The 26,744-nt window shown below is 26.8% G+C and carries 26 protein-coding genes; 15 read left to right on the top strand and 11 right to left on the bottom strand.

From position 1 onward, the window contains the following. Positions 1-56: 56 nt before the first annotated feature. Positions 57-1,262 carry a flagellin N-terminal helical domain-containing protein gene (locus tag ACZ5CK_RS08375; RefSeq protein ID WP_464581367.1) on the bottom strand — a complete coding sequence of 402 codons (1,206 nt, stop codon included), beginning with the start codon at positions 1,260-1,262 and terminating at the stop codon, positions 57-59. Between the two features lie 128 nt (positions 1,263-1,390). Here ACZ5CK_RS08375 and ACZ5CK_RS08370 point away from each other — a divergent pair, with 128 nt between their 5' ends. Then, a complete protein-coding gene (locus ACZ5CK_RS08370; protein WP_464581366.1) occupies positions 1,391-2,170 on the top strand; it encodes an alpha/beta hydrolase in 780 nt (259 codons plus the stop codon). Positions 2,171-2,174: 4 nt separating this feature from the next. On the opposite strand, the gene ACZ5CK_RS08365 is transcribed toward ACZ5CK_RS08370, so the two are convergent. Continuing rightward, a complete protein-coding gene (locus tag ACZ5CK_RS08365; protein ID WP_464581365.1) occupies positions 2,175-3,041 on the bottom strand; it encodes a hypothetical protein in 867 nt (288 codons plus the stop codon). 10 nt (positions 3,042-3,051) lie between these two features. Then, positions 3,052-4,464, bottom strand: coding sequence for an Rne/Rng family ribonuclease (locus ACZ5CK_RS08360; protein WP_464581364.1), 1,413 nt, complete (start codon positions 4,462-4,464; stop codon positions 3,052-3,054). A 157-nt stretch (positions 4,465-4,621) separates the two neighbouring features. On the opposite strand from ACZ5CK_RS08360, the gene ACZ5CK_RS08355 reads away from it, so the two are divergent. From ACZ5CK_RS08355 to ACZ5CK_RS08295, 13 genes are all read left to right on the top strand, one after another. After that, complete coding sequence (locus ACZ5CK_RS08355) at positions 4,622-5,530, top strand: hypothetical protein (protein WP_464581363.1); 909 nt, start codon at positions 4,622-4,624, stop codon at positions 5,528-5,530. A 121-nt stretch (positions 5,531-5,651) separates the two neighbouring features. After that, positions 5,652-6,317 (top strand): fructose-6-phosphate aldolase, encoded by a 666-nt coding sequence (gene fsa / locus ACZ5CK_RS08350; RefSeq protein ID WP_464581362.1) that lies wholly within the window; start codon positions 5,652-5,654, stop codon positions 6,315-6,317. After that, complete coding sequence (locus tag ACZ5CK_RS08345) at positions 6,310-7,224, top strand: rRNA adenine N-6-methyltransferase family protein (protein WP_464581361.1); 915 nt, start codon at positions 6,310-6,312, stop codon at positions 7,222-7,224. The genes fsa and ACZ5CK_RS08345 overlap by 8 nt, the downstream gene beginning before the upstream one ends. 13 nt (positions 7,225-7,237) lie before the next feature. Beyond that, positions 7,238-7,822, top strand: coding sequence for a hypothetical protein (locus ACZ5CK_RS08340; RefSeq protein ID WP_464581360.1), 585 nt, complete (start codon positions 7,238-7,240; stop codon positions 7,820-7,822). Continuing rightward, complete coding sequence (locus tag ACZ5CK_RS08335; RefSeq protein WP_464581359.1) at positions 7,822-8,583, top strand: hypothetical protein; 762 nt, start codon at positions 7,822-7,824, stop codon at positions 8,581-8,583. The genes ACZ5CK_RS08340 and ACZ5CK_RS08335 overlap by 1 nt, the downstream gene beginning before the upstream one ends. A gap of 31 nt (positions 8,584-8,614) precedes the next feature. Further along, a complete protein-coding gene (gene pheS / locus ACZ5CK_RS08330) occupies positions 8,615-9,637 on the top strand; it encodes a phenylalanine--tRNA ligase subunit alpha (RefSeq protein WP_464581358.1) in 1,023 nt (340 codons plus the stop codon). A 13-nt stretch (positions 9,638-9,650) separates the two neighbouring features. After that, positions 9,651-12,011 carry a phenylalanine--tRNA ligase subunit beta gene (pheT, locus tag ACZ5CK_RS08325; RefSeq protein WP_464581357.1) on the top strand — a complete coding sequence of 787 codons (2,361 nt, stop codon included), beginning with the start codon at positions 9,651-9,653 and terminating at the stop codon, positions 12,009-12,011. A 69-nt stretch (positions 12,012-12,080) separates the two neighbouring features. Beyond that, positions 12,081-12,371: a flagellar biosynthesis anti-sigma factor FlgM gene (flgM, locus tag ACZ5CK_RS08320; protein ID WP_464581356.1), complete on the top strand. Its 291-nt coding sequence runs from the start codon at positions 12,081-12,083 to the stop codon at positions 12,369-12,371. A 1-nt stretch (position 12,372) separates the two neighbouring features. After that, the gene (gene flgN / locus ACZ5CK_RS08315; RefSeq protein ID WP_464581355.1) at positions 12,373-12,858 is read left to right on the top strand and encodes a flagellar export chaperone FlgN; all 486 of its coding nucleotides are present in this window, start codon (positions 12,373-12,375) and stop codon (positions 12,856-12,858) included. 9 nt (positions 12,859-12,867) lie between these two features. Next, positions 12,868-15,786 (top strand): flagellar hook-associated protein FlgK, encoded by a 2,919-nt coding sequence (flgK, locus tag ACZ5CK_RS08310; protein WP_464581354.1) that lies wholly within the window; start codon positions 12,868-12,870, stop codon positions 15,784-15,786. A 4-nt stretch (positions 15,787-15,790) separates the two neighbouring features. Next, a complete protein-coding gene (flgL, locus tag ACZ5CK_RS08305; RefSeq protein WP_464581353.1) occupies positions 15,791-16,687 on the top strand; it encodes a flagellar hook-associated protein FlgL in 897 nt (298 codons plus the stop codon). A 14-nt stretch (positions 16,688-16,701) separates the two neighbouring features. Further along, on the top strand, positions 16,702-17,682 hold the full coding sequence (fliW, locus tag ACZ5CK_RS08300) for a flagellar assembly protein FliW (RefSeq protein WP_464581352.1): 981 nt from the start codon (positions 16,702-16,704) through the stop codon (positions 17,680-17,682). A 1-nt stretch (position 17,683) separates the two neighbouring features. After that, positions 17,684-17,917, top strand: coding sequence for a carbon storage regulator (locus tag ACZ5CK_RS08295; protein ID WP_464581351.1), 234 nt, complete (start codon positions 17,684-17,686; stop codon positions 17,915-17,917). 27 nt (positions 17,918-17,944) lie between these two features. Here the strand turns inward: ACZ5CK_RS08295 and tsaB are convergent, their stop codons facing one another. Continuing rightward, positions 17,945-18,622: a tRNA (adenosine(37)-N6)-threonylcarbamoyltransferase complex dimerization subunit type 1 TsaB gene (gene tsaB, locus ACZ5CK_RS08290; RefSeq protein ID WP_464581350.1), complete on the bottom strand. Its 678-nt coding sequence runs from the start codon at positions 18,620-18,622 to the stop codon at positions 17,945-17,947. Between the two features lie 30 nt (positions 18,623-18,652). On the opposite strand from tsaB, the gene ACZ5CK_RS08285 reads away from it, so the two are divergent. Beyond that, positions 18,653-19,192: a metal-dependent hydrolase gene (locus tag ACZ5CK_RS08285; protein WP_464581349.1), complete on the top strand. Its 540-nt coding sequence runs from the start codon at positions 18,653-18,655 to the stop codon at positions 19,190-19,192. On the opposite strand, the gene ACZ5CK_RS08280 is transcribed toward ACZ5CK_RS08285, so the two are convergent. The 7 genes from ACZ5CK_RS08280 to rsmG all read right to left on the bottom strand — a co-directional run bounded on the left by ACZ5CK_RS08280 (position 19,177) and on the right by rsmG (position 26,716). Next, positions 19,177-20,568 (bottom strand): hypothetical protein, encoded by a 1,392-nt coding sequence (locus ACZ5CK_RS08280; RefSeq protein ID WP_464581348.1) that lies wholly within the window; start codon positions 20,566-20,568, stop codon positions 19,177-19,179. The genes ACZ5CK_RS08285 and ACZ5CK_RS08280 overlap by 16 nt on opposite strands. Position 20,569: 1 nt before the next feature. Continuing rightward, entirely contained in the window at positions 20,570-21,583 is a 1,014-nt protein-coding gene (locus tag ACZ5CK_RS08275; protein ID WP_464581347.1) for an AI-2E family transporter, read from the bottom strand. A 1-nt stretch (position 21,584) separates the two neighbouring features. Next, positions 21,585-22,571 (bottom strand): asparaginase, encoded by a 987-nt coding sequence (locus tag ACZ5CK_RS08270; RefSeq protein ID WP_464581346.1) that lies wholly within the window; start codon positions 22,569-22,571, stop codon positions 21,585-21,587. 2 nt (positions 22,572-22,573) lie between these two features. After that, the gene (locus ACZ5CK_RS08265; RefSeq protein ID WP_464581345.1) at positions 22,574-23,872 is read right to left on the bottom strand and encodes a transcription antitermination factor NusB; all 1,299 of its coding nucleotides are present in this window, start codon (positions 23,870-23,872) and stop codon (positions 22,574-22,576) included. Between the two features lie 97 nt (positions 23,873-23,969). Continuing rightward, the gene (locus tag ACZ5CK_RS08260; protein WP_464581344.1) at positions 23,970-25,118 is read right to left on the bottom strand and encodes a type III PLP-dependent enzyme; all 1,149 of its coding nucleotides are present in this window, start codon (positions 25,116-25,118) and stop codon (positions 23,970-23,972) included. Positions 25,119-25,223: 105 nt separating this feature from the next. Then, positions 25,224-26,012: a lipoate--protein ligase family protein gene (locus ACZ5CK_RS08255; RefSeq protein WP_464581343.1), complete on the bottom strand. Its 789-nt coding sequence runs from the start codon at positions 26,010-26,012 to the stop codon at positions 25,224-25,226. Next, positions 26,009-26,716, bottom strand: coding sequence for a 16S rRNA (guanine(527)-N(7))-methyltransferase RsmG (gene rsmG, locus ACZ5CK_RS08250; RefSeq protein ID WP_464581342.1), 708 nt, complete (start codon positions 26,714-26,716; stop codon positions 26,009-26,011). Before rsmG ends, ACZ5CK_RS08255 begins: the two co-directional genes overlap by 4 nt. Between the last annotated feature and the right edge of the window lie 28 nt (positions 26,717-26,744).

Here is a 26,744-nt window from a genome sequence, read left to right as displayed (position 1 = left end):
CTTTAGTAGGAATAAAATAAAAAAGGGCGAATCCATTCGCCCTTTAAAAATAGTTATTATCTTAGTAATTGCAATACTTGTTGAGGTAATTGATTAGCTTGAGATAACATAGCAGTACCAGATTGCATAAGAATTTGTTCTCGAGTGTATTGAGCCATAACCTTAGCCATATCAGCATCTCTAATTCTTGACTCAGCAGCAGTTAAGTTTTCAGAAGCTACACCTAAATTCTTGATAGTATGTTCAAGCCTATTTTGAGCAGCACCTAATTTAGCTCTGAAAGCAGAAACCTTATATACTGCAGCATCTATAGCACTTACAGCAAACTCAGCGCCACTTTGTGAATCGATCTTAACGGTTGATGTAATACCGAGGTCATCAGCCTTCATGCTTTCAAATCCCATGTTGATAACTTGACCTTCATTTGCACCTATATGGAAGTTTAATGGTTCAACTCCTGTAGAACCAGCTGTAACTTGACCATATACTACAACTGCTCCACCATCAACTTTTGTACCTTTAGCTAACGTTCCGCCATAATCATCAATATCGGCAACTTGATCAGTATCCCATTTAATTTTAATTGAACCTCCACCTACACCAACAACAGCTGAACCATTAGAAGCAAGTGTAGTAACGCTACTACTACCACCTGCTGTTACAATTGTTAATTTAACGTCAATACCAGATGTTGCAGCACCAGTGAATTGACCGACTTCTATAATAACATTTCCATCTTTTGTTACTGTATGTGCAACTCCATCTGTACCAAATGTCGTATCAATTTCGAAATGAGCAGAACCAGGAGACACTAATTTAGCCTCAGAGTCTCTTGTTTCTTTCAAAGAACCATCTAATAAATTCTTTGTATTAAATTGTGTAGTTTTTGCTATTCTATTGATTTCATCTCGTAATTCTGTAAATTCATTTTGCAATTGAACTCTGTCAGCATCAGTATTTGTATCTGTGGATGCTTGAACAGCAAGTTCTCTCATACGCTTTAAAATTGAATGGATTTCATCTAATCCACCTTCTGCAGTTTGAATCATAGAAATAGCGTCCTGAGCATTTCTTGTAGCAGTGTCTAAACCTTTAATTTGATTTCTCATTTTTTCAGAGATAGCTAAACCTGCTGCATCATCAGCTGCTCTGTTGATTCTTAGACCAGAAGATAATTTTTCGAGTGATTTACTCATTTCACTCTTAACACCACTTAATGTTCTCCAAGCGTTTAAAGCTTCCATATTGTGATAAATTCTCATAATTTCACCTCCGTGTGAAATGTAATATTTTTCCAACCGTTATATATCTCGTCTGTTTTTTTTATAAACTTTAGTAATTTTATAAGATTTATGATAAAATTATTTAGAAAAAATAAGGAGGCGATAAGGTGTTTTTAGACAATATATCAAAAGATACAAAAGTAATATATGAAAAGTCATATCCTTTATTTTTAGAAGGTGGAAAAGATGCAGTATTGCTAATACATGGATATACAGGAACGCCACATGATATGTATTATTTAGGTCAAAGATTAAACGAATCAGGTTTTACTGTATGTATTCCAAGATTGCCGGGTCATGGAACGAATTCAATAGATTTTTTAAATAGCAATTGGAAAGATTGGTTAAGAAGAGTGGTTGATTCATATATTGAATTAAATTCAAAATATGAGAATGTATATATATCAGGATTATCTATGGGAGGAGTCTTAACGTTATTATTATCAGCACAATTTAATCCTAAAAAAATAGCATTGGCTGCACCAGCCCTGGAAGCTAAAGATTGGAGATTAAAATTAACTCCTGTTATAAAGTTATTTGTAAAAAAATTAAATAGAAGAAAAAGAATAAATTATGAAGAAGAAGAGTTAAACAAATTAGCAAGAGAATATTGGGATTATGATTGGCCACCAAAAGCTGCAGATTTGTATAAATTACAACGTTTAGCTAAAAGAAGATTAAATAGAATAAAAAGTAATACATTAATAATTGTATCAAAAAAAGATGGAGCAGTTCCTTTAAGTGTAGCAGATACAATTAAAAATAATATTAGTTCTAAAGTGATTAAAACCATAGTATTAGAAAAAAGTCCGCATGTTGTAGTAAATGATATAGAAAAAGAAAAAGTTGCCGATGAAATAATTAAATTCTTTAAAGGAAATGAATAAATACTCATTTCCTTTTGTAAAATTCTTCTAATAATAAATTTTTGCTAATCATTCTACCTTTGTTTTCTAAAGAATAAGAATAAGCTATATTCCCTAGAAGTAAAGCATCTTTTAATGATTTTCCCTCAAATAATGAATTTACGATTACACTTTTGAATGAGCATTTTGCCTCAAAAATATATTCATCATTAATTGAAAAGGGTTCTATTGTCCAGCTTTCATTAGAAAATTCGAATTTTATTTTTCCATTATTTAAAAAAGTTACTTTATAGATATAATGTATATTTTTTGGTAAATGTATATTTTCATTTATAAATATAAAATCTCCAAATATATCTTTTGAGTCAGGTATAATAGTGCTTTCCTCAAAGTCTAAAAATAAAAATTTTCCCAATAGCTTAACATTTCGTGCTATATTGTTTTCAAAGTTATTTAATATTAAATAAACCCCTCTAACTTCATTATAAACGTCAGATAATATATTTAAAGAATGATTATAATCCATTTTTTCAATATTTCTATAATCTTTATACACTATTTCTTCATTATTTTTTATTAATTTTAATACTCTTTTTGTTCCATATGGTTGTCTGGAAAAAAACAAAGTAATATCATTTTTTTCAAAATATTTATTAATAAAATCAAAGAATTCATCATTTCCAATAAAGTCATAAATAATTGGTGAAATTCCTAATTTTTTTATATGTGTAGCAATTTTTGTTCCAATACCATTAACTTCTAAAGAAATATTAGGTATATCTAATATAGATCGTATTAAGATCTCAACCCCACCAACAATTAATAAATCAAAATTTTTTTCTATATCAAATATCGGTAGCATATTTTCCTTTATTTGAAATTGGATTCTCATATAATCACCTTTATTTTCTATATCTTATATTATAGGAATTTGGATCTGGCCAATTAAAATCTATATCTAATGAGATATTAAACTTTTTTTCTATTTCTTTTTTCTTTTCTTTTGTGAAATATCCAGAAAGGTTATGATATACACTTGTATGGACCTCTTTGATATCATATTTCTTTTTTAGATCTGTGAGAGATTCTTCCAATTCTTTTATAGCTCTCCTGAATACAATCCTTGGCGAGGCGATTTTTCCAGTTCCTTGACAAATTGGACATTGTGTGAATAATAATGAGTCTATAGAAGGGGTAGTCCTTTTTCTTGAAAGCTCCAATAACCCTAATTTTGTAAATCCAGAAATATAAATTCTTGCTTTATCTTTCATAGCTTCGTTTCTAAAAACATTAATAATTTCTTCTTTATGATAATCGTTTTTCATATCAATAAAATCTATTAAAATAATACCAGCTATATTTCTTAAGCGCAATTGTCTTGCTATTTCTTTTGCTGCTTCTAAATTTGTTTTAAATGAAGTATTTTCAACATTATTTTCTAAAACATTCCCAGCAGAATCAACATCAAATACAGTTAATGCCTCAGTTTTATCTACAGTAATAATTCCTCCGCTTGGTAATTCGACCTTTCTTGAAAATAAATCATCTAATTGCTCATATATTCCAGTCCATGAAAACGCATCGATATCTACTTTTCTCACTTTTAAATTTTTATAATTTTCTTTTAATTTATTAAACTTTCTAAATAATTTAGAGTCATCTGTTATTATCTCATTTGTATAAATATCTAATTTTTCTCTTAAAATATATTCAACAAAATTTTCCTCTTCAAATAATAATTTAGGTTTATTAATAGTTTTTGCTTTTTCTAAAATATTATCCCATATATTTTTTAAATTTTCGAATTCTTCTTTTAAAGTATCAAAGTCAACATTTTCACTATTTGTTCTAAATATAATGCCTTCCTCTTCATTTTCTATTAATATTTCACCTATTTCTCTTAATCTATCTTTTTCAGAAGAAGAAAAAATTTTTTTTGATATTCCAATACTATTTTCACCATATGGCATATACACTAGATATCTTCCTGGAATATCAATACGCATAGTTAATTGGGGGCCTTTTCGACTATTTCCATCTTTTTTAACCTGAACAATTATAAAAGAACCACGATGCAAAGTATCAGTATCAACTATAGTATCTTTATATCTTAAGAAGCCATTTTTTTTTGTTCCAATATTTACAAAAAAAGATTCTAGTGCAGGGACAACATTTTCTATTCTCCCTAAAAAAATTTTTCCTGACAACTTATTGGCTTCTAAATCTTCAAAAAAAATTTCCATTAATTTTTCATCTTCTAACAAAGCTACTCTCATTTCTTCAGAGTATGTGCTAAAGACAATGGCTTTTTTCATTTTATCACCTACAACTATTTTTATTCATTTTATTATATCACAATCTTTTTTTAATACAAAAATAGATCAGACTGTTGTCAAAATAAAATATGAAAAAATTAAATATTTTAAAGAATTGGACGATATTCAATATAGTAATTCTCAAGGAGGGGATATAATGAAAAAAGGAATTTTCATTTTACTAATTTTAATGCCTTATATAGTATTTTCAGAAACTTATTATGTAATTGGCAATACTATATATAAGGGAGATTTAAATACATTAAATAATGACTATAAAGTTGAAGTTGTATCTCCAGAGAATCGGTTAAATGAGATATCAGATAAAAGGATTATATTGATAAAAGATGGGGTAAAAGAATCTATTGATCAAATGTATACTAAAAACGGGAATATATCGAATAATTTTGAGAATAAAAGAGTAGATGATAATTCTAATGGTTTGGTTTATTCTGGTAATATACTTGGAAAAAGTAAAGAAAAAAATAAATTATATGAAAAATCACATGTTTTTTCTTATTTTATGCCAAAAGATTATGAATATTGGAATATTGGCGGAAGGAAAGAAAAAGTTAGTTATGCCGATTTAGACGCTATTGGAAATACAATATGGTATAGAATTCATAAAGAGGGATATTCTGAAATCACGTTGTATAAAGATTTTGAATTACCTTATAATTCAAAAAGTTTTGTAGATTTTTATGCTGAGATTGCAGGTTTAGCGGTAAAGAGTAAAATATTGCCAGAGAATGCATACAGTGTTTCAGGAATAATCTTTTCTTTTCTTAATGAGAAAAAAGAGAGTGTGGATAAAATGGCTTTTGTCTGGAGTTCATCTGAATACCCTTTTAAAGAACATCTGTGGATAAATCCTATGCCATTAAAAGATTCTAATGATTTTAATTTGAGATTTAATGTAGCGGATATTGTTGGTGAAAAAAGAATAAAATATATTAGAGTTATATTTTGGGTGTATTGTAGTGAACAATATAAAACATTGTCTGCAGATTTATGGATTAGAAATGTAAAAATAAAAGTTTCTAAAATTCAAGAGAGTGAAAAATAAAAACTTGTTTTTTATATGGTAAAGTAATAAAAATGTTCTAAATGAGGCCGAAAGGCCTCATTTTTATGATATAATATATATGTTATTAATAGAAAGATTAAAAAATAAAGGGGGTATTTTTATGAAAATATTTTTAGACACGGCAAATCTTGAAGAAATAAAAAAAGCAAAAGATTGGGGAATAATTGATGGAGTTACAACAAATCCAACATTGGTATCTAAAGAAGGAGATATAGATTTTGAAACTAGAGTAAAGGAAATATGTGATGTAGTTAAGGGGCCTGTAAGTGCAGAAGTAGTTTCTATGGACTATGAAAATATGGTTAAAGAGGCAAGACACTTAGCTTCATTAAGTGAATATGTTGTTGTGAAAATTCCAATGACACAAGATGGTATTAAAGCAGTTAAAACTCTTTCTTCAGAAGGAATAAAAACAAATGTAACTCTTGTTTTTAGCCCTTTACAAGCATTATTAGCAGCTAAAGCTGGAGCTACATATGTAAGCCCGTTTATTGGTAGAGTTGATGATATAGGCAATCAAGGGCTTGATTTAGTGGAGGAAATATTACAAATATTTTATAATTATGATTTTGATACACAGGTTATTGCAGCAAGTGTTAGACATCCTTATCACGTTGTTGAAGTTGCTAAAATGGGATGTGATATAGCAACAATACCATTTAATGTTGTCCAGAAATTATTTTTCCATCCATTAACAGATAAAGGAATTGAAAGATTTAATGAAGATTGGAAAAAATATTTAGAGTTGAAAGGTAAGAATGAATAGAAGAGAACTGTCTGAGTTGATTAAAAACAAAATAAAAGGATTAAACGAAAATATAATACAAGCTTTTGCAAAAGTTCCACGAGAGGATTTTGTTTATAGTGGGATTAATGAAGGTAATGTATATTTTGATGAAGCAATACCAACATATTATGGTGGAAATATATTATCAACATCAAGTCAACCTTCTTTAATGGCGCTTTTTTTTAAAGAAGCAGGCTTAACAGAAGGTAAAAGGGTTTTCGAAATAGGAACAGGTACAGGTTATAATGCAGCTATTATCTCTGAAATTGTTGGTGAAAAAGGATTAGTAGTTTCTACAGAACCTGAGGAAGAAATTTTTAAAATAGCAAGAAAAAATTTGAAATATTATAAAAATGTTATTTTATTAAATAAAGATGGTTATTATGGATATAAAGGTGAAACATTTGATATAATAATATCAACAATAGCAGTAGATGGTATCCCTGTAACGTGGATAAATCAATTGAAAAATGGTGGGAAAATAATAGCTCCTATAGTTTTAGGAAATGATTTTACAGATTATACATTTTTAATAGAAAAAGATAATCAGAGAATATATGCTAAATTTTTAATTCACACCTCTTTTTTAAGAGCTATAGGTAAATTATCATTTAAAAAAAATATAATAATAACTAAAAATGAATTTTCTATAGTAAAGGAATTAAATATACAAAAAAGATTATTTGAATTTTGTGTTACTTTTTACAATAGTAGCAATGGTAATATTTTAATTGATTCAGAATATGGTATTTATAATAATGGAATATTAAAATATACAGGCAAAAATATGTTGGATATATTCGATAACTTAAAAAATGTTGATATATTTAATTCTGAATTTATTGCAGTAAAAAAATTTGATTTTTTAAACTTTATTCCAGCTTAGCGGAGATGATTATATGTCTGAAACTATACTTAAAATTTCCGGATCAAAAATAGAATTTCCAGATATTGAGATTATGCCAAAAGATAAAATAGGAATATATAGTCAAAATCCAATAGTTTTATTTAATAATTTAATAAAAATAATATTGAAACCGAAAAAATATACTGAAGAATATATATTAGAAAGTATGGATGCAGAAAATTTAACTTTTTTTAGTAGAAGAATATTTCATGTGATATCAAAAGATTTATGGGGAAATAAAAGCATTTTAGATATATTGAAGAGAAAAAATGAAAAAAGAAAAATAATAATAATGCTAATACTTGAAAATGAAATAAACATCCAAGAAATGGTAGAAATTTCAAGATATATAGAAAAAAACTTAAATGAAGAAAATATTTTGGTCATTTCTGATTCTACTGAAATATTAGAAGCAATATGTGAAAAGGTTATAGATGATAAAGGTAATCAAATACCATTTGATGATGGGATTTTTATAAAAAGAATTGATACAAACGAAAATGTTGAGAAATTAGAAGAAATTGAAGATAAATATGTTCCATTGATATTCAAAAAACGGGAGTTGAATCTAAGATAATGTATTCAAAAAATATTAAGATATATATAATATTAGTAATTGGACTAACTATCTTTTTGTCGTTATCTCAGATAATTTTTGATTATATATTTCAAAAAGAACCATATTTTTATTATGGTTCTTTTCCTATTGAAAATGAAAATTTAAAATTTTCAAAAAATTTTCCTAAAGAAGCTAAAGCAGTGCTTTCTTTAGAGGGAAAAATTTTAAAAGTTTATTTGCCAGATAATAGTAATTATTTTGATTTAATATTTAAAGATTTAAAAGTTTTTTTATACGATACTTCTATAAAGTTAAATAAATTAGTAAAGCCTTATTTTATTGACAAGAAAAATTTAAAACCACCCAAAGTATATGAAAAATATATAAAAATACAGGGTATAGGAATTTTAATAGCTTTGTTTTTATCAGGAAGGATTTTTTCTTTATTCAATTATAAAAATATGAAAATATTTTTATTGCATTATTATAAAGAAATCTTTCAGAGACTTTTAGTATTTGCTTTTTCTATAATATTAATGCTTTTTTTAATATGGATTGTTTTTAAAGATATTAAATTTATATATTCATTTATATTTTATTCATTAGGAGCAGTTTTTATAGCTTCTATTTTTTCGAATATATATTGGAATTTAATGACAATTACTATTTTTATTCTTTTAAGTATGTATGCGAATAATATTTTTTATTCAATAATTTCATTAGGCATAGCTATAATTTTAAACTTTGTTTTTAGTATTATACTTCTAAAGAAAAATTGAGAAATTAATATATTAAGAGGAGGAAAATAAATTGAACGACATAAGGAATAAAATATTAAATGAATTGAAAGAAAAAATTGAAGAAGTAAAAAATGTTCAGGAATTTCAGATTGTGAAATCTAAATTTCTTGGGAAAAAAGGTGAAATTTCTAAATTAATGAAAGAAATTTCTAAGATTGAAAAGGATAAAAGGAAAGAATTTGGGGCATTTGTAAACAGCATAAAAAAAGAAGCTGAAGAAATGTTAGAAGATTATTTTGTTAAGTTGAAAGAAAAGATGAAAGAAGAAGAAGAGAGAAAAAATTGGGTTGATATTACTTTACCCGGTGCAAGAAGAAAAATAGGTTATGAGCATATATTGAAGCAAACAATTAGAGAAGTATATGAAATATTTTCTAATATGGGATATAAAATTGTTGAAGGTCCTGAGGTTGAAACAACCTGGCATAATTTTGATGCATTAAATACCCCAGATTGGCATCCTGCTAGAGATATGCAAGATACTTTTTATATATCAAATAAAGATAACATAATTTTGAGGACTCATACATCACCAGTCCAAATTAGAACGATGCTAAGTCAGGAACCACCTATTGCTATAATTTCTCCTGGAAGAGTATATAGAAAAGATGAACCTGATGCAACTCATTCTCCAGCATTTAATCAAATAGAAGGCTTATACATTGATAAAAATGTAACTGTTGGTCATTTAAAAGCAACTTTAGAACAATTTTTAACAATGTATTTTGGAGGATCAAGAAAAGTATTATTAAGGCCCAGTTATTTTCCATTTGTAGAACCTGGTTATGAAGTAGATGTTGATTGTATGTTTTGTGGAGGAAAAGGATGTAATGTATGTAAAGGTACAGGATGGATAGAAATTTTGGGTGCAGGGCTTGTTCATCCAAACGTATTAAAAAATGTAGGATATGATCCGGAAATCTGGCAAGGTTTTGCATTTGGTACAGGAGTTGAAAGAATAGCGATGTTAAAACATGGAATTGCTGATATGAGAGAATTTTATAGAAATGATATGAGATTTTTAGGATTATAAAGGAGGAATAGTAGTGAATATATCAAAAAATTGGATATCTGAATATATAGACTTAAAATTGACAATAAGTGAATTAATAAATAAAATAAAACTACATTCTACAAATGTTGAAGGGGTAGAAAGAATTGGTAATGGAATAAAAGGGGTAATAGTTGGTAAAGTTATTGATATAAAAGATCATCCTGATGCAGATAAAATTATTATTTGTACAGTAGATGTTGGAGATAAAAAGTTACAAATTTTAACGGCTGATAAAACTGTAAAGGTAAATGATCTTGTTCCTGTTGCTGTTGATGGCGCTATTTTAGCTGGTAATTTTAAAATAAAATCAAGAAAAATGAGAGGAATAATCTCTGAAGGTATGATGTGTTCACTAGAAGAATTAGGTTTAGAAGAAAAATCAGAATATGTATATAGAATACCAGAGGATATTAAACCAGGGACAGATTTTGTTGAATATCTAAAATTGCCAGATGATGTTATTGATATAGAAATATTTCCCAATAGACCAGATTTATTATCTTATTTAGGAGTAGCTAAGGAATTTATAGCTATAGATGCAGCAGAAAATTTAAAATATCCAGAAATTAAAGAATTGAAAAAAGGGAATGGCTTTCCTGTAGAGATAGAATATGAGGGTTGTAAAAGATATGCAGCTTTAGTTATTGAAGATGTAGAAATTAAACCTTCACCAGCTTGGTTAGTAAAGAGGTTGGCAACTGCAGGTATAAGAAGTATAAATAATATTGTTGATATAACTAATTACGTATTGTTAGAAACTGGGCATCCAGTACATGCATTTGATCTCGATTTAATAGGAGATAAAATAGTAGTTAGAAAAGCTAATAAAGGTGAAAAAGTTTTATTATTGGATGAAAAGGAATATGAAATGAATGGTACCGAAACATTAATTACAGATGGTGAAAAAATTCTTGCACTTGGTGGAATAATGGGAGGGCAAGAATCTGGAATTAATGAAAATACAAAAAGAGTATTATTAGAAGTAGCATATTTTGATCCAGTGAATATTAGAAAAAGTTCAAGATATCATAAAGTGTCTTCCGATTCTTCATATAGATTTGAAAGAGGAGTAGATCCTAATGATGTTGAATTTGTAATGGGAAGACTTGCATATCTCATAGAAAAATTAGCTAATGGCAGAATAGCTTCACCAATGACAGATGTTTATCCGGAAGAAATAAAACCTAAAAAAGTAAATGTTAGAAATGAATATGTAAATAATAGATTGGGTATAGAAGTAGATAAAAAAGATATTAATAAAATTTTAGAAAAATTAGAATTTGAAAGTAAGGAAGCAGAATCAGGGTATATAGTTACTGTTCCCACTAGAAGACCGGATATCTCTGAAGAAATAGATCTCGTTGAGGAGATTGGGAGAATATATGGTTATCATAATATACCATCAACTTTACCATATAATAATCTTGTTGGTGGTGTTTCTGAGTATATTAAGTTTAGAGAAAAAGTTTCTGAAATCATGAGATTAAATGGATATAATGAAGCGTTTACTTTTGCATTTATGGATAATTCTAGAATGTGGTTAAAATCAGGGGAGGTATTTCTTGAAAATCCAATATCGTCTGAATTAGCAACATTAAGACCTTTATTGATTTACGGTGTTTTAGAATCAGCATCATATAATTTTAGAAATCAAAGCAGGAACATAAAATTATTTGAAATAGGAAAAAGCTTCTTAAAAGATGAAAGTTCTGAGACTAAGGTAAAAGAGATAGAAAAATTAGCTTTTGTAGGTGTTGGAGAAGAAAATCCTAATGATTATACAGATAAAAGAAATATTAACTTTTATACTTTTAAAGGAGTATTAGATAATTTATTAGATTATTTTGGAATTGAAGCTGATTTAAAAAGGGGAAAAATAGAAGGATTATCTTATTCCCAAAGTGGTAAAATTTTTGTGAAAAACGTTGAAATAGGTTTTATTGGCAAGGTAGACAATGATATAGCAAAGAATATTTATGATATAACCCAACCTTTGTATATAGCTGAATTAGATATAGAAAAGTTATATGATTTAAAATCAAACAAAAAGAAAAATATAATATCTTTAGATTATCCATCTATGAGAAGAGATTATTCTATGTTAATAGATGATAAAGTTACTTATTTAGATATTAAAAATGTAATATTAAAAGTTGGTAAAAAACTTGTGGAAGAAATAAAAATATTCGATATATATAAAGGTAAAAATATAGAAGAAGGAAAAACAAGTATTACAATAACCGTTACATATAGAGCTAAAGATAGAACATTAACAGACGATGAAATAAATAGAGTTTCAGAGAAAACTATTAATATGTTGAAAAATGAATTAGGAATAGAAGTTAGAAAATAAATTTAAATATTAATATCTGGCAAAATTTAGACGATATATTATGTGAGAGTGATTTCGGAGGTGCAAAATATGGATATAAATAAATTAAATAATGCGTATAATCAATATGTAAAAAATGAAACGTTGAAAAAAGATACAAAAATAGGGAAAACCTCCAAAGAAGATAGAATAATAAAACAGGAAGATACTCCTGTAAAGGTATCAGTTGACGGTTCTTCAAAAAAATATATAGAGATGGCCAGGAATGAAATCCCTGAAGTAAGGGAAAGCCTCGTGGAAGAGCTACGCCAGGCCATTGAGCAAGGTCTATACAAAATAGATCCAGATAAGATAGCTGAAAGGATGCTGGGAGGTTTTTAAAATGCCAGATATTAATATAATAAAACAATTAATCCACGAGGAACTTAGTATCCTCGTGGATCTTTTTTATTCAATGAATAATTTGAAAGAATTTGTTTTAAATAATGCAGACATAAAAGATATAAATAATTCAGTCTCAAAAATTAGTGAAAATGCATTAAAATTGGCAAAAATAGAAAAAAAAAGGGTGGAGCATTTTGAGCAAATATCCAAAAAAGAGAATATAAAAAATAGTATAAATAGTTTTTATGAATATTTTTCAAATGTAGATTTAGAAGTAGCAGATTTATTGAAAAAAATGTCGGATAAATTTATTGATATAAATTCCTTAAGTTCTACCCTAAAAGATTTATTAAAGGTTAAAGTTGAATACAACGATATATTGATAAAATTATTTATGGAACCTAAAAATAATGTTCCAGTATATGGGAAAAACGGATTATATAGCAAGCCAGTAAACCAAGGTAAAGCTAATTGGCAGGGATGAGGTGATAAAATGTCATTATTTAATACTTTAAATACAGGTGTATCTGGATTATTTTCTAGTAAAACAGCTATGAATGCTGTTTCTCAAAATATAGCTAATGTGAATAATCCAAATTACTCAAGGAGACAGGTTAATATTACTACCAATACCCCTGTTAGTTATGGCGGTTTCGAAATGGGAACTGGCTCAAAAATAGAATCTATTGAAAGAATAAGGAATCAATTTTTAGATATACAATATAGAAAATATAATAGTGATTACGGTTATTGGAAAACAATGAATTCCAATCTTAATTATATTCAATCTTTATATGGCGAACCATCAGAAGATGGATTCAGAAAGTCATTTGATGATTTTTGGGGGTCGATACATAAAATATTATCAGAACCAACAGTACCAGAAAATAAAAGAGAATTGGTATATAAAGCTCAAGAATTAGCTAATAAAATGAATAGCTTATATTCTGATATTAATAATGTAAAAGAAAATCTTAATAATGATTTATCAACATCTGTAAAGGATATCAATGATAAACTTGAGGAATTATCTAACTTAAACAAGCAAATAAAAGGATTGAAAAGTCAAGGGATAAGTGTTAATGATTTATTAGATCAAAGAGACAAAATTTTGGATGAATTATCAGAAAAATTTAATTTTACAGCTAAAGAGCAAAAAGATGGTCAGATTAGTATAATCTTAAAAAATACAGTAATTCTAAATGGTGAAACCTATAAAAAATTAAATATAAAAGAAGTTGATGGTAAAAAATTTATATTTGTTGATAAAAATATTTTACAGCTTAAAAGTGGATCTTTAGGGGCTATTTCTGAGTTGAGAGATAAAGTTATTTCAGATCAATTGAATAGATTGAATGAATTAGCAGCAACGTTTTATGATACTCTAAATTTAATACATGAAGAAGGATTTGATTTAACAGGTACAATAAGAGGTCTTAATTTTTTTAATGAAGTTCCTTCTGGTAATTTACAAACTGATAAATTACGTAGAATAGCAGGATCTAAACTCTTAAGTGGAGAACCCAAAAATTATGTAGACAGTTATTTAAAATTTAATCAAAATACCAAAGATGATATTAAAGTTAATTTTGATATAGGTACTGGAGAACTAATAAATATAGAAAATGGATTTGAAGATACAAATGACTATACTGCAACCATAAATTCTGGTGAGGGCTTAGATAATCTGTCAAAAGGTAATAAATTTAGAGGAGATTTTAAATATAAATATAATGTGCAAAATGGTGGATTACTAACTTTTTCCAATGAGGGTGGGTCGTCATTGGATAGCAGGTTAGTAATAGATTTTAACAATAATGTTTTTAAACAATTAGGATTACCAACCAAAGAAGTAAATGCTTTAAAATGGTCATCAATTCCAACGGATAAAGGGATAATGACTTTTAAAGGACCTGGAAATTATTCAGAAACGCTCAATCTACAAGGAATAAATAGTATAAATGAAATTGCTCAAAGGATAAATAGTGATGCAGATGGTGATGGAAATAATGATGGTGGTTTAAAATTAGTTAGAGCTTTTGTAAGAGATAATGAGTTATACATTGTACCTACAGATAAATCATATCTTGATATGAAGAATGTTATAATAGATGATCCGCTTGGAATGTTACATGAAATGAATTCAAATTCTGTGAGTTTAACAGCTTTGGATACTTCTCAAAATTCACTAAAAAATGCAATGGGATTATATGCATATAAAACAAAAACATTTGATTTATCTTCATTTGATGAAACAGATAATGTTAATATTACCATTAGTTATAAAGATGGATCAGCCCAATATTCAAATACAATTTTAAAATCATATTTAGATGGGACAACTATTGGAAATAATAATGAATTTCAAATAGTTAGAAATGGAGAAGAATTTGAAATTTTGCCTGGAGCTGATAATTCAACTTTTAGTTGGGAAAATATTAATAATATACAAATACAAGTTGGTTCAAAAACCATTTCGGTAGAAAATTTTTATTATGATGAAGATTCAGCAGCAAACAAAATAGTTAGTCAAGGATGGGCAGGCGATAAGCAAAGTGCGAAATTAAAATTAAAATCAGATGAAGATTTAAAATGGCGAATGAATTTTCTTGATTTTGGATCGTTTATATCAATTCAAGGGAAAAAGGTTCAGTTAGATTTTAATAGAGATACATTAAAAAGTTTAGTTGATAAAATTAATGAAACCAATACAGGAGTTTTAGCGTTTTATACGCCAGGTGGAAGACTTGTATTAAAAGCTGATAAAACAATAAATTATGATTTGAAAAATGCGGAAATAAAAGGACCAGAAAAATTGTTTGAAATGTTAGGTTTATGGAAACATATAGATTCAAGTCAGCCGTATTCAGAAGAATTTACATTGCTAAATCCAGATTTTCAAAGTTCAGAATTTGAAAATAAACTAAAATATGTTTCAAAGTTCATACTTTCAGATAATATAAATATGGCTGAAAATTTGAAAGTGAAAGATTATCTATTAAGTAATCCTGATATGCTTGCGATGGACTTAGGTAAAAAAGTAGATACAGATGATGATGGAGAAGTTGATACATTAATTCCAACAGGAGAACATTCTTCCAGCTTATGGGAAGAAGGATATATGTTAAAAAGTGCAAAATTATTATCTGATGGAAGACATGATTTTGAGGATTATATATCAGATATGATAACAGATGTGGGATTATCAGGTCAAAAAGCTAAAAAAATGGAAATTAATAGTGATAGTTTAAGAACAGAATTTTATAATCAACGTGAAAGTGTAAAGGGAGTATCTTTAGATGAAGAAATGTCTAACATGATAAAATATCAGCAAGCTTTTAACGCAGCGGCTAAAGTTATAAATGTTGTTGATGGTATGTTAGATAAGATAATTAACGGAATGATGAGGTGATTATATGAGAATTACCCAAAGTATGATAGCAAATAATGCTTTAAAGAATATTAGGAATTCGATGTTGAGAAGAGAAGAATTAAGTGAGCAAATATCTACAGGGAAAAAGATAAATAAACCTTCAGACGATCCTGAAAAAGCAGGAAAAGCTAGTTATTTCATGAGTAGAAATAGATTACTAAATAGCTATATAGATGATATTAAAAATACCAGATCAGTTTTGGTATATTATGATACAGCGTTGCAAGAAATGCAAAATGTAAATCATAGAATAAAAGAATTAACAGTTCAAGCGGCCAATGGAACTCAGACAATAGAAGATAGACATCATATTGCCTTAGAATTAAAACAATTGAAGGAACATCTTTATAAATTAGCTAATACACAAATTGGTGGGAAATATATTTTTGGAGGAGCAAAAACAGATATTCCACCAGTTAGAAAAGAAAATAATAAAGTTGTAATTAATACTCCACAAGAAGCTAATATTAGAGCAAAACTCCCAATAGAAAACATTAATGTCGAATATGGAGTAACAGTTTATGATGTTTTTAAAACAGATACTGGAGAAACAGTATTTGGAATATTAGATAGATTAATAGATTCTGTTGAAGAAGGTAAAAACGACAATATCGAGAGAGATTTAGGTTCTCTTGATAGTATATTAAATAATGTTAATTCAAATTTAGCAAGAATTGGTAGTGTTGATAATATGTTAGAATCTATGGAAAAAAGATTTGAAAATGTTGTTAATAATAATAATGATATTGTAAATGATTTAGTTGGAACTGATTTGCCAAAAGCTTTAAGTGATTTATCTTTGGAACAAACAACATTACAAGCGGCATTAAAAACAACAGCACAAATATTACCACAATCCCTTGTGGACTTTATTAGATAGGGAGGAGATTAAAAGTGGCTTTAAAAAAGTTTAATACAAGAATAGGTGAAATTGAAGTAGATGATGATGAAATAATAATTTTTGAAGAAGGATTGCCAGGATTTGAAAACTTGAAAAAATATGTAATATTAACATTAGAAGAAACATATCCTATAATGTGGTTACTCTCTTTAGAAGATGAATTAATTTCTTTTCCAATAATAGAACCAAAATTAGTAAAAATAGATTATAAAGTTAAATTTCCTGGTGAAATTGCAGATAAATTAGGTATAAAGAACGTTGAGGATGCAGCAGTGTTTGCTATTATGACAATACCTCATGATAATCCAGATGAGGCAACAGTAAATTTAAAAGCACCATTAGTAATATCAAAAAATACAAATAAAGGTATTCAATATATAATAGATGATGATACGTTGTCATTGAAACATAAAATTAAAGAGGAAGTTTTACTTAGTCAGCAAATATTAGAAAAACAAATTTTAGAAGTTTCAAAAATATCTCATGAAAAAAAGAAATATAATACAAAATTTGGTGAATTAGAAATATCAGAAAATGATATTATTACATTTGATAATGGAATACCAGGTTTTGAAAATCTAAATAAATTTTATATACATTTTATAAAAGATACTTTCCCAATTCAATGGTTATTATCTTTAGAAAACCCGGAGATATCATTTCCTATTATAGATCCTCTATTAGTAAGAGTAGATTATTCGTTTGAATTATCAAAAGACATAGTAGAATACTTAGAGATTGAAAAACCTGAAGATGTTAAAATTTATGCAATAATGACAATACCACATGGTGATCCGGACAATATAACAGTAAATTTAAAAGCTCCAATAGTAATTTCTAAAGTAAATAATAAAGGAATACAAATAATTTTAGATGATGATAATTATAATTTAAAGCATAATGTAAAAAAAGAAATAGAAAGAAGTGATTCTATTTTAAATGAAAAAGCACCTGATAAAGGAAGGGGTGCATAATATGTTGGTATTATCAAGGAAATTAGATGAAGGTATTACTATAATGATAGAAGATAAAATATTAAAGATAAAAATATTATCAATAGATGGAAATGCTATAAAGATAGGATTTGATGGACCAAGAGATTTTAAAATATATAGGGAAGAAGTATATGAAAGTATAATGAACGAAAACATTTCAGCAACAAAAGTTGATGATGTATCTCATGTAAAAAAATTATTTGAAAAAAAATAGCACCGAATGGTGCTATTTTTAGTTAGTTTAATTATATAAATTTTCATCTATTTTAATATTATTCTTTTTTTCAAAATTTTCAACTGCTAAAGGTTTTTGTAAATATAAAATTTTTAAATTTTCAGGTAAAAGAGCTTTATTTCTGTTATTTTCAATGTATGAAATAAAAGTTTCAGGAGAAAATTCTGCTTTTAATAATTCATTAGGCAAATCTAATTTTTCTTTGAAATATAAACTTTCCTCTCCTAATAAATAAGCATTATCTATTAAATTTTTAAGATCATTTATATGAATTAAATTAGGATTAAAGATAGTTTTACCATTTTCAAAAATATGAACATATGCAGCATCAACACGAGCACGTTTTAAAATGGCAATTTTATCTAATTTATACGGGCCGTTATAACTATTATATATAATTTCTGTTGAAACTATAGGAACAACTTTCTTATTTTTATTAAATAATAACCCCTGTAAAGACGCAATTGAAATTCTGATTCCAGTAAAAGAACCGGGGCCAATAGTGCATCCAAATAAATCAATATTATCTATAGAAATAGAATTTTCTTCTAAAATTTCTTTAATTAAAGGTATAATATAATTACCTGAATTCTTCTCGAAGTTTTGTTTGTAAAAAATATTATTATCTTTTTTTAAAACAACTAAAAGTCCTTTATTAGAAGCATCTAATACTAATATATTCAAAATAATCACCACCTAGAAAGGAGAGTTTGAATGCCAAATTTCAAAACACATGTTATAACAGGTATATTGTTTTTTCCAACATTTTTTTTATTATATTCATTTTTTATGGATATATTTAATGTATCTTTTAATCCAAACATTAATATGATAATTATTTCATTTTTCTTTTTTGTACTTGGAGCCGATTTGCCAGATGTAGATCATAATTTTTCATTAATAAACAAGTTTTTTAGAATTTTATTAGTAGGTTTAGGAATATATATTATTTTCAAAGTAAAACAATCATATGATATATTATCTTTTTTACAGATTAAATTATACATTATAAATACTATATATATAATACTTGGCATATTAGTTGGTGGAATGATGGGCTCATTTTTTAATTATATTACTAAGCATAGAGGTAAATGGCATAGTCCAATTACAGCATTAATTTTTGGTGTAATAACATATTATTTAAACACTAATAATTATTATCAAATAGATTTTTATTCGTTATATTTAGGGCTTTCTATAACTACAGGATATATTATACATCTTTTTTTAGATTATCATTTTAAATCTTGATTTTGTTTTTTTGTATAAGCCATCTTATAAGCCATCATTGCTTGTTCAACTTCATTCATTTCTTCTAAAATGTGTGCCATTAGAATATATGTTTTATAATTATTAGGATCTTTTAAAATGAGTTTTTCTGCTAGTTTTAATGCAGTTTTATGCATTTTTAATTTCATATAAAACTTGACGCTTTTTTGGGAAGAGAAGAAAAACGGAATATATAATATAGCTAATATAGAAAAAATTATAATTAAGGAAAAATAGATAAAAATATTTATTTTTGATGTATTATTTTTATTTGTTTTTGTTGAGGGTTTTGAAACGTTTGAATTATTGGATTTTGTACTAATTTTTGAGTCATTTTTTTCTTTTTTTAATGAGGAATTAATAATAGTAGTTTTTAATTTTTCTAATTCATTTTTTAATGTAGTTGGTGATCGTTTTATTAAATCATCTAATTTTTGAGGATAAGAATCAAAAATAATTTTATTTGAACTTTCAATTCTTATTCTAATGGTTTTTATAATGCCTGATATTAAAGTTATTAGAGTACTTTTTTCTATGCTTAAATTTAATGTATCTTCAGTAATATCTAAAAGGTTAATAGTAAAACTTTTTAAATTATTCGGTTCAATAATATATATATTTGATGAAAGTTCACCAATTTTGGTTTTAATATCAAAATATTTTTTTAACAAAGTATAAGTTTGTAATTCTTTTGTATTAATAATACCTTCTCTTTTTAGGAAGTCTAAAAGTTTATATGCACCTAAATAATTATTTTCATCTAAAAAATAGGTAGAATTAGATAAAATATCATTGATGTTTTTGATTTTTGATTTTGGAATAAACTTCTTTATAAAGTATTCCATATCCCTATCAAGAAAAACAGGAGATTTTATAGATTTGTCAACAAAAACCTGTAAAAAACCTTGATATGAGAAAGGAGAAACATATTTTTCTAAACCATCAAGTTTATATAAATATTTATAAGAATTCATTTCAATGATGCCAGTTTCTAAAGTTCTTTTTATAGTTAAAGGAATTTGGGGAAATATTTTTAATATTAGCTTTGTTTCATCTTCATTCAAATAATTATTATATAAGCCTAATGAATTACAAAATTTATTGAAGTTTTCTTCTAAAAGAGGTTCAAAAAAAGGTGTATTTTTATAATGTTCATAAAAATATTTTTTTGCAGATAAAATTTCACCCAAAATTCCTATTGAGGGATCATTAGGATTTTGTGCAATATATTTTATAAACTCACTCCATGCCTGGTTAAGTGTATCAGGCACTTTTGAGAGATTCCTAATATCTTCAATTGTTATAGAAAAAGAAAGGGTAAATAATACTAAAAAAAACAATAATAAACTTTTTTTCATCTTAACTCCTTTCTAATTCTGGCTTAATATAAATATTCCAAAAAACTTTTATTATCATAGCTGTAGGAACGGCAATCAAAGCTCCAGTTAAACTTAAAATAGAGCCCAGAATTAATAAGGAAAATACAGTAATTACAGGATTAATTCTCCCATAATCTTTCATTATAGAAATGAATATAATAAAAGCGATTCCATGTATTATAATCATAATAAGTATAAATATTAGCATTGTAGATAATCCACTAGAAACACCAACAATAATCATAGGTATAAATTCAAGGACAACACCAATAACTGGTATAAAATTGGTAACAGCGGCCCAGAAACTTAATAATAATTGATATTTAATACCAAGGAAAGACATTGCTAAAAATGCTGAAATTCCTACAAATGCTGCAGCAAATAATGTTGCTACAACATAATGCTCTATTTGACTAAAAGATTCCTCATAAAAAATTTTTGCAGAGTTACGCAGAGATCTAGGATATAGATATTGTAATCTTACTTTGAATTCTTCAAAGTAAAAGCTTAAATAAATAGAACCAATGGTCAAAAAGAATAAAAAGGTAAATGCTTTTTGACCATATGAAGGTATTAATTCAATAAAATTAGAAAGCATTTCTATCAATTTAGGTTGTAAAGAATTCATAAAATTTTCAATGTTATTAACAATATTTTCTGGTTGATTTTTCAACAACACTTTCCATGAACCATTTTGAAAAAAGTCATTAAGGAAAACAACAAAATTACTTATTTCTTTTATTACCGTTGGTACCAATAATACTAATAATAAATATAGAAAAAATAACGACCCTATTAAAGAGACTATTGTAGCAATCTTTATAGGTATTTTTAGTCTATTTAATCCTTTAGCTATTAAATTAATAGCTAAAACAAATCCAATAGTAAAAATAATTATAGCAAAAACATCTTGTGATATAAAAGCAATACTTATAAAAAGCATGAAATATAGAAAAGAAAACAATGCACCTCTTAAATTAGTGCTCAATTTCAATTTAATCAACTCCATTAAGTTCAAAAAATTTTTTTAATTCTTCAATATTATTGGTAACTCCCAAAGCAACAGTTAATTTAATTCTAGCTTTTTGTCCAGAAACTTCATTTCCAAGAATAGCTCCTTTGTTTTTTAAATCTGCTCCACCACCATGATAACCATATACTCCAAGAACTCTTCCTTTAAAACATCTAGATACAACAATTACAGGCAAATTTTTTTCTTTGACCAGCCATTCAATTTTGTCAGCAACTTTTGGAGGTACATTACCTCTTCCAAATCCTTCCACTACTACACCTTTAAATCCTAAGTCTGGTAAAACGCTTAAAATAGAACCATCATCGCCTGTATATGTTTTTATTAAAGCCACCTTATCTTCAACATCAGTAGCATCTATATGCATTCTTAAAAGAGATTCTCTATAGAAAATTATAGCATCTTCATCGACAATTCCCAATGGGCCATAACCTGGAGAATCAAAAGTAGCAACATTGCTGGTATAAGTCTTTGTTACTTCTCTTGCAGAGTGTATTTCATCATTTAAACATACTAAAACACCCTTATTAATGGATTTTTTAGATGCAGCAACTCTTACAGAGGAAATTAAATTTGCAGGTCCATCTGTGCTTGGTTCATTCCAATTTCGCATAGCAGCAGTTAAAACAATAGGCTTTTTTTCATTTAAAACTAAATCTAAAAAATATGCAGTTTCTTCTAAAGTATCAGTTCCATGAGTTATAACAACACCATCAATATCTTTTCTTGCTAATACATCTTTAACGAATTTAGATAATTTAAACATGATCTTTGGAGTCATATGAGGACTTGGTATGTTTGTAAATTCAAGTAATTCTGTTTCAGCAATTTTTTTTAATTCGGGAATTTCATTAAGGTGTTTATTTCGTTCTTCTGAAGGGACAACTCCAAGTAAAGGATCATGTATCATTGCGATAGTACCGCCAGTTGTGATAATCGCTATTTTTCCCATATTTATCCCCTTTCTTCATTATTTTTGTAATCATTATTAATTTTTATTTTTGCAACATAAAAAGGGATTAAACATTCATCAGGATAAAAGTAGTAACCAAATCCATCAAAATAGCTTTTTATTCCATATTTTTCTAAATCTATTTTTTCAAACGTTATATCATTATATTTTTCATTAATATATTCCATATTTAATGTATTTTCTTCTTTTGAAATTGTACATGTAGAATATACTATTTCTCCATTATTTTTTATTAGATTTTCAATAGCATTTTCTAATAATTGTTTTTGTATATTTGAATAAATGGTAAAATCATTTTTTGTAACTCTATGTAAAACCTCAGGATGAATAGAAGAAGTGCCTAAAGAGGTACAAGGTGCATCAATTAATATTTTATCATATTTTCCTTCATTATATTCATAACCAGAGACTAATTTTGTTTTTATAATATCAATTCCTAATCTTTTAGCATTTCTTTCAACTAATTCTAATCTATCAACATCTATATCAAGGGCCATTATTTCTCCCTTATTTTCCATCATTTGAGCAAGTTCAGTAGTTTTTCCTCCAGGAGCTGCACACATGTCAAGAACAGATTCTCCTGGAAGAGGATTTAAAATCAAGGGGATTATTTGAGAACTTTCATGTTGAATATAAAAGAATCCATTTTTATAAAATTCAGTAACTTCAATAGGGGATTGTGGATTTTCTACAACAATACCATAAGGAGAATGTTGAGTTGGTTTAATAGAATATTCGGATAAATTTTTGATTAAATCTTCTCTCTTTATTTTTAATGTATTTGCTCTTAATGTGAGTGGATTTATAGAATAATTTTTTTTCATAAATTCTTTTACATAATATTCTGGAAAATTCCCATTCATATAATCATATAACCATTTTGGAATAGAAAATTCAACCCAGTTTGGCAAAACATAATCATTTTTTTTGCTTAATAGATTCTTTAGAGTAGCATTTACGAAACCTCTGACTTTCCTGTTTTTAGCAACTTTTACAGTTTCATTTACTGCAACATAAGGCTTAAAGTCATTTAATATTTGGTAAGCACCTAAACGTAATATCCACTTAGAAGCAGGAGGAATATTTTTGTAATTTTTAATTAATTTTTTTAAATAAAAGTCAATTTTAACAAGATTCCTTATAGTTCCCCATACAAGATTTTTTAATAAAGCCATATCTTGATTTGAATAAATTTCATTAAAATAATCAAATGATTTCTGGGGTATATAATGTTTTTTATCAAATTCTCGCAATAATAGATAAGCGTCTTTTCTAATCATAAAATCACCTCTTTTAACATATTATATCAGAGGTATATTACAATTAACATATAAAAAATCCAGCTATAAAAAAGCTGGATTTAAATTAAAAATAAGACTAATCTTTATAATTTAATAATTCTTTTAATTCATCAACTGTATAAACTTTAGGTGGTTCAATACCATTAAAGTGTGCAGCATATTCAACGGTATAAGCACCAGCATTAATAAAATAAACAATGTCATTATAATCAATATTTGCAGGTAATATATGATCTTCATATATTGTATCTACACTATCACACGTAGGCCCAGCTAATGTGAATACATCTGTTTCGTCATAATTCTTTCCTTCAACTTGTATTTCATATTGAAAATTTTCTATTGTTTCCATTAATCCGTGAAATACACCAGTATCTAAATATATCCATTTTTTACTGCCTTTTCTGCTTTTTAATATTACTTTTGAAACAAGTATTCCAGCATCACCAACCATTGATCTTCCAGGTTCAGTTAAAATCATTAAATTTTTATGTTTCCATAAATATTCTTTTATAGAGTCTTCAACAACTTCTCCTATTTCCTCAACAGTAGGTATAGGTTTTGTATGCTGTACAGGTATTCCACCACCTAAATTAAGCATTTTTAGGTCTATTCCATTCTTTGATAATTTATTAAATACAACACTTGCTTCTAAAATAGCTTGTTGCCATTTATATTTATTATATGATTGAGAACCAACATGAAAACTTACACCATATGGTTTTAATCCGTGTCTATTAGCCCAATTCAAAATTGAAATCACATGATCTATATCTGTTCCAAACTTTCCAGAAAGTGGCCAATCACTATCTGAAGAACTAGTTGCAATTCTAGCGTATACTTTTGATCCAGGGGCATTTCTTGCTACTTTTTCTACTTCCATCTCACTATCAACTGAGAAATATTCTATTCCGATATCCCAGGCATAAGCGATATCTTTTTCCTTTTTTATAGGATTTCCAAAACTCATTTTTTTAGGGCTAACACCTAAAGATAATAATTTATTAATTTCACCAACAGATGCAACATCAAAAGAAGATCCTAGATCCCTTAAAGCTTTTAAAATTTCGATATGAGAATTAGCTTTTACAGCATAAAAAATTTCAACATTTTTCATAGATTCTTTTAATCGTTTGTAATTTTTTTTAACCTGGTCAATATCAATTACCAAAAAAGGAGTTTCCAATCTTTTTGCAGCCTCTCTAATTAAATTAGTAACTTCCATGGCTTACCTCCCATTATATAAAGATGGGAATATGATAAATCAATAATGTTACTAAAACAGACATGAATGTTTAACAAAAAAGGCTTTTTTCATTAAAATATGATATTAAACATTTCCAATATCAAGTTCAAATTTTTCAACTAGTTTTTTTGTTAAATCATATTCGGATTCAGAAAGCTCACCAATAATAACTTCTTCTTGAAATACATTACTAAATCCAAATTTGAAAGCTTCAGCCATTTCTTCAAAAGAAATATCTTTGTTTAATACGGATTTGATATCAATAACCTTCTTTTTTAAAAGGTTTAAAAGTTTTTCTTTTTTTTCATTGTTTAATTTAAAAGAATTTACATAATTTTTTAAGGGAAATTCAATAGGAATAGATCCGTGTTGCAATACATAATCATCGTTTCTATATTGAGCACTTCCAATAAATTTTTTTTTGTCTATTGTAATTTCATATATAGAAGGTGCATCATAGCATGCTGGTGTATTCATATGTTTATTTTTATTTTTTTCAACATCACAAAAAATATTTAAATATTCTAAACTTTTTATTAAAGCATTTGCGATTATTTTATAACTACCAATTACACTTTTGGGTAATAGCGGGTGATTTGCAGATGCTGTGAATAAATAAGTAATTTCTTTATGATGCAATACGGCTCTTCCGCCAGTTGGTCTTCTAACGATATCAATATTATTATTTTTTAAATAATCAATATCAATATCATCTATTTTTTGAAATCGGCCTAATGATAATGTCGGTAAAGTCCAGCCATATAATCTAATAGTAGTTGGTTGGGAACCTTTTCCGACATGTTTAGCAATTGCTAAATCACATGCCATATTCCATGAGCCCATATGATAAGTATCAATAATTAACCGTATCATAAAATACCTCCCAAAGGTTTTTTTAAAGCCATACCAATTTTTCTAGGAAAACTGGAAGGAGTTTTGGCTAATTTTTTAAGTACTATAAAATGTCTTTCCTTTCCACCTAATACATAATAATGTTCATCTATTATTTCAAAATATATTTTTTTCATAGCTTCTTTTAAATAATGCTTTTCTTCAGAAATATATGTAGGACCTTTATATAAGAACAATATACCATTAATTTTTAATAAAGGAGCGGCATATTCTAATAATATATCACTTCTAGAAACAGCTTTTGCGGTAACATAATCAAAACTTTCCAAATTATTTTTTGAAAAATTTTCAACACGTTCATTAATAGCTTTAGAGTTTTTTAAAGATAATTCATTAATAAAGAATTTTACAGCTTTTATTTTTTTTTCAATGCTATCTAACAATGTAAAATTGACCTTTGGAAAAATTATAGATAATGGTATTCCAGGTATTCCTCCACCAGTGCCAATATCCAAAAAATTTCCATTATCTTGCAAAGAAACAAATTTGTAGAATGGGAAAATACTATCTAAGATTAAAGATTCTGCTGCAATTCCATATTCTTTTATTGCAGTAAGATTAATAGGGTAATTTATTATTAATTCAATAAAATCATTTAATAGTTTATATGAATTTTCGTTCAATAAAATGTCATATTTTTTAAGAAGTCTCAATAAAAAATTCATTGACAAGTACCTCCTAATATGGTATAAT

This window comes from Marinitoga okinawensis, assembly GCF_055387075.1.
This window is presented reverse-complemented; position numbering and strand designations above follow the sequence as displayed.

Coding starts and splice junctions, on each gene's coding strand:
- ACZ5CK_RS08375 (WP_464581367.1), bottom strand. CDS start 1,262: ATGAGAATTTATCACAATATGGAAGCTTTAAACGCTTGGAGAACATTA.
- ACZ5CK_RS08365 (WP_464581365.1), bottom strand. CDS start 3,041: ATGAGAATCCAATTTCAAATAAAGGAAAATATGCTACCGATATTTGAT.
- ACZ5CK_RS08360 (WP_464581364.1), bottom strand. CDS start 4,464: ATGAAAAAAGCCATTGTCTTTAGCACATACTCTGAAGAAATGAGAGTA.
- ACZ5CK_RS08355 (WP_464581363.1), top strand. CDS start 4,622: ATGAAAAAAGGAATTTTCATTTTACTAATTTTAATGCCTTATATAGTA.
- fsa (WP_464581362.1), top strand. CDS start 5,652: ATGAAAATATTTTTAGACACGGCAAATCTTGAAGAAATAAAAAAAGCA.
- ACZ5CK_RS08345 (WP_464581361.1), top strand. CDS start 6,310: ATGAATAGAAGAGAACTGTCTGAGTTGATTAAAAACAAAATAAAAGGA.
- ACZ5CK_RS08340 (WP_464581360.1), top strand. CDS start 7,238: ATGTCTGAAACTATACTTAAAATTTCCGGATCAAAAATAGAATTTCCA.
- ACZ5CK_RS08335 (WP_464581359.1), top strand. CDS start 7,822: ATGTATTCAAAAAATATTAAGATATATATAATATTAGTAATTGGACTA.
- flgM (WP_464581356.1), top strand. CDS start 12,081: ATGGATATAAATAAATTAAATAATGCGTATAATCAATATGTAAAAAAT.
- flgN (WP_464581355.1), top strand. CDS start 12,373: ATGCCAGATATTAATATAATAAAACAATTAATCCACGAGGAACTTAGT.
- flgK (WP_464581354.1), top strand. CDS start 12,868: ATGTCATTATTTAATACTTTAAATACAGGTGTATCTGGATTATTTTCT.
- flgL (WP_464581353.1), top strand. CDS start 15,791: ATGAGAATTACCCAAAGTATGATAGCAAATAATGCTTTAAAGAATATT.
- ACZ5CK_RS08295 (WP_464581351.1), top strand. CDS start 17,684: ATGTTGGTATTATCAAGGAAATTAGATGAAGGTATTACTATAATGATA.
- ACZ5CK_RS08285 (WP_464581349.1), top strand. CDS start 18,653: ATGCCAAATTTCAAAACACATGTTATAACAGGTATATTGTTTTTTCCA.
- ACZ5CK_RS08280 (WP_464581348.1), bottom strand. CDS start 20,568: ATGAAAAAAAGTTTATTATTGTTTTTTTTAGTATTATTTACCCTTTCT.
- ACZ5CK_RS08270 (WP_464581346.1), bottom strand. CDS start 22,571: ATGGGAAAAATAGCGATTATCACAACTGGCGGTACTATCGCAATGATA.
- ACZ5CK_RS08265 (WP_464581345.1), bottom strand. CDS start 23,872: ATGATTAGAAAAGACGCTTATCTATTATTGCGAGAATTTGATAAAAAA.
- ACZ5CK_RS08260 (WP_464581344.1), bottom strand. CDS start 25,118: ATGGAAGTTACTAATTTAATTAGAGAGGCTGCAAAAAGATTGGAAACT.
- ACZ5CK_RS08255 (WP_464581343.1), bottom strand. CDS start 26,012: ATGATACGGTTAATTATTGATACTTATCATATGGGCTCATGGAATATG.
- rsmG (WP_464581342.1), bottom strand. CDS start 26,716: ATGAATTTTTTATTGAGACTTCTTAAAAAATATGACATTTTATTGAAC.